The organism is Moorena sp. SIO2C4 (assembly GCF_010672485.1).
Classification (GTDB): Bacteria; Cyanobacteriota; Cyanobacteriia; order Cyanobacteriales; family Coleofasciculaceae; genus Moorena; species Moorena producens.
Window position 1 is genome coordinate 1 of the sequence record NZ_JAAHGN010000968.1, and the last position, 2,929, is coordinate 2,929.

The following is a 2,929-nucleotide window of genomic DNA, read 5'->3' on the forward strand; positions in this document are numbered from 1 at the left end:
TGGCAATTAGTCCACACTGGACACCGGGAGTAACTAGGGCAGCTCCCAGTAATCCTGGTTTGCGGTGATGGAGTCCTGGCATAGCATTAAAGGCATGGGTTACCATGGATGCCCCACGTTCAAAGGCGCTTTGGGCTTGCTCTGCTGTGGCTTGGGAGTGACCAAGACTAACGATTATGTTGCGCGATCGCAAATACGGAATCACCTCACCAATGCTCTCTAACTCTGGCGCTATTGTAATAATCTTGACCAGATCACCATAGTCTCCCAAAACTTCCTTGACATTTTCAAGATTAAGTGGTAATAGATACTCAAGAGGATGAGCCCCCCGTTTTTGGGGATTGAGAAAAGGCCCTTCTAGATGGACACCCAAGATGCGGGCGCTTGGGGTCTGGTAAGGTTGGGAAGGGATAAATTCAGCAAAGACAGAAAGCGTACGCTGAATCTTCTCGACCGAGGTAGTGACCAGAGTGGGTAAAAACTGATCCACACCCTGATGCCAAAGGAATTGACAAATCTCCTGGAGTAAAGGGATGTGGTGAAAATCGACATCGGTGAAGGCTAAGCCTAGCCCCCCATTAATCTGCAAATCCACACCCCCTAGGGAGACCCAATCCCCAGCAACGTCAAGGATAGCCGGGTTAGGAAGAGTATCTAGCTTAGGAAGAGTTTCTAGCTTCGGTGCGATCGCGTCAATAATTCCATGATCATTAATATGAATATTCTGTAAACCTTGGTAACTAGGGACACGAGCATTGATAATATCTAGAGTCATTAGGGAATGTGGCGAAGTCTAATCATATACCATCAAACATGATTCATGACCAATAACCAACCGTTAATTGGGATTATTATGGGCAGCGATTCCGATTTGCCCACCATGCAAAATGCGATCGCAATATGTGAAGACTTCGGTGTTCCTTGGGAAGTAGCGATTGTGTCCGCCCACCGCACCCCCGAACGGATGGTAAATTATGCTCAAGACGCTCACAAGCGTGGACTCAAAGTTATTATCGCTGGAGCTGGGGGGGCGGCTCATCTGCCTGGGATGGTGGCGGCCATAACACCCTTACCTGTGATTGGGGTGCCAGTGTCTAGTCGTTACTTGAAAGGTATCGATTCCCTATACTCCATTGTTCAAATGCCTGGAGGAATTCCCGTCGCAACTGTAGCAATTGGTAATTCCAAGAATGCAGGATTGTTAGCAGTGCAGATTTTGGGCACTCATCAGCCGGAATTACTAGAGAGAGTGCAGCAGTATCGCCAGAATTTAGCGGAATCGGTTATGGAAAAGCAAGCATTGCTCGATGAGTTAGGTTATCAGCAATACTTAGGGCAGATGAGTTAATCTGGTTCAGAGACTTTCAGAAGGTTAGCCTTGAAAAAGGCCAAAAACCCCCATTAACTTGGCATCAGGGTAAGCCACTATAGGGATGTGACAGAAAATAATTCGAGGGCAATCCGACTCGTTCTACTACCTTAAGTTGGGGTATCTCAAAAGCATCCCAACCAAGGGCAGCATCTGTTATAAATGAGCCGAGACTAAAGCCAATAGGACTTACGAATACGAACTTGAGTTTGGTGTTCAGCTGAAATACCAATACCCTATCCACACCAAATCCAAGTCATGTCAACAAAAAATATAGGAGGTAAATAGAGTTCATGGAACATCGTGGTGTTACAGTATGGTTAACTGGTCTTAGTGGTGCGGGCAAGACCACTATTACTAAGGCATTAGAAGAAAAACTAAACGCCAAAGGATGCAAGCTGGAAGTCTTGGATGGTGATATCGTCCGTCAGAACTTAACCAAAGGACTCGGATTTAGTAAAGAAGACCGGGATACAAACGTTCGCCGTATTGGCTTTGTTGCCCATCTTTTAACCCGCAATGGAGTTATTGTATTGGTATCAGCGATATCCCCTTACCGCGAAATTCGAGAGGAGGTTAAGCAACGGATTGGTGACTTTGTAGAAGTTTATGTTAATGCTCCCCTAAACGTTTGCGAAGGCCGAGATGTCAAAGGACTTTACAAACGAGCTCGTGATGGAGAAATTAAGAATTTTACTGGTATTGATGACCCCTACGAGCACCCATTAAATCCGGAAGTGGAATGTCGTACTGACCAAGAAGAATTATCAGAAAGTGTGGACAAAGTTATCAAAAAGCTGGAAGAGTTAAATTATATTTCTAGTACTTGAAGCAGAATCTTTATAGAAATCTGAACTCAAGAAGCACACCTACACAATTTGGAGTGGGAGTCATATCTTGAGACAATTCTTGAGACAATTGTAGAATCTAATTATTATTCCTAGAGTATGCAAAGCCCGGTGTTAAGCCATCCTTCACAAACTATCCCAGCTCACGGTGGTCAACTGGTCAACCGTATCGCTACACCCGAACAACGGCAGGAATTTTTGGAGAAAGCTGAATTTCTGCCCAGAGTCACATTAGATAAACGGGCTGTCAGCGACCTTGAAATGATTGCTATCGGTGGCTTTAGTCCTCTGACTGGCTTCATGACGAAAGAAGACTACCAATCAGTGGTAGACCGGATGCGTCTCGCCAATAACCTACCGTGGTCAGTTCCAATCACCCTCTCGGTTACCTCTGAAGTAGCTGCTCCTCTGCAAGAGGGGGGGTTAGTCCGTTTGGATGATACCAGTGGTCAGTTTATTGGTGTATTAGAACTGACGGAAAAATATCCTTACGACAAAACCCATGAAGCAGTGCAAGTTTACCGCACTGATGAAGATAAGCATCCTGGTGTGAAAGTCGTGTATGACCAGGGAGAGATTAATTTAGCTGGTTCGGTATGGTTACTGGAACGGTTACCCCATCCCCAGTTTCCCCCCTACCAAATCGATCCAGAAAAATCGAGAGCCATGTTCTCGGAACGGGGTTGGAAAACAGTGGTAGGTTTCCAAACCA

3 protein-coding genes and 1 pseudogene are annotated in these 2,929 nt (G+C 45.6%); 3 read left to right on the plus strand and 1 reads right to left on the minus strand.

Features of this window, described 5'->3' with window-relative positions; all coding sequences use genetic code 11:
- The coding region (locus tag F6K20_RS32190; protein WP_287297479.1) for an N-acetylglucosamine-6-phosphate deacetylase at window positions 1-775 on the minus strand (775 nt) is incomplete at its 3' end.
- Window positions 776-820: 45 nt separating this feature from the next.
- Here F6K20_RS32190 and purE point away from each other — a divergent pair.
- The 3 genes and pseudogenes from purE to sat all read left to right on the plus strand — a co-directional run.
- Complete coding sequence (purE, locus tag F6K20_RS32195) at window positions 821-1,348, plus strand: 5-(carboxyamino)imidazole ribonucleotide mutase (protein WP_009149178.1); 528 nt, start codon at window positions 821-823, stop codon at window positions 1,346-1,348.
- A gap of 314 nt (window positions 1,349-1,662) precedes the next feature.
- Window positions 1,663-2,199, plus strand: coding sequence for an adenylyl-sulfate kinase (gene cysC / locus F6K20_RS32200; RefSeq protein WP_287297481.1), 537 nt, complete (start codon window positions 1,663-1,665; stop codon window positions 2,197-2,199).
- 117 nt (window positions 2,200-2,316) lie between these two features.
- Window positions 2,317-2,929, plus strand: a pseudogene (sat, locus tag F6K20_RS32205) (sulfate adenylyltransferase); the annotation flags it as partial.

Excerpts from the sequence above, each read along its gene's own strand:
- purE (WP_009149178.1), top strand. The coding sequence starts at position 821 with ATGACCAATAACCAACCGTTAATTGGGATTATTATGGGCAGCGATTCC.
- cysC (WP_287297481.1), top strand. The coding sequence starts at position 1,663 with ATGGAACATCGTGGTGTTACAGTATGGTTAACTGGTCTTAGTGGTGCG.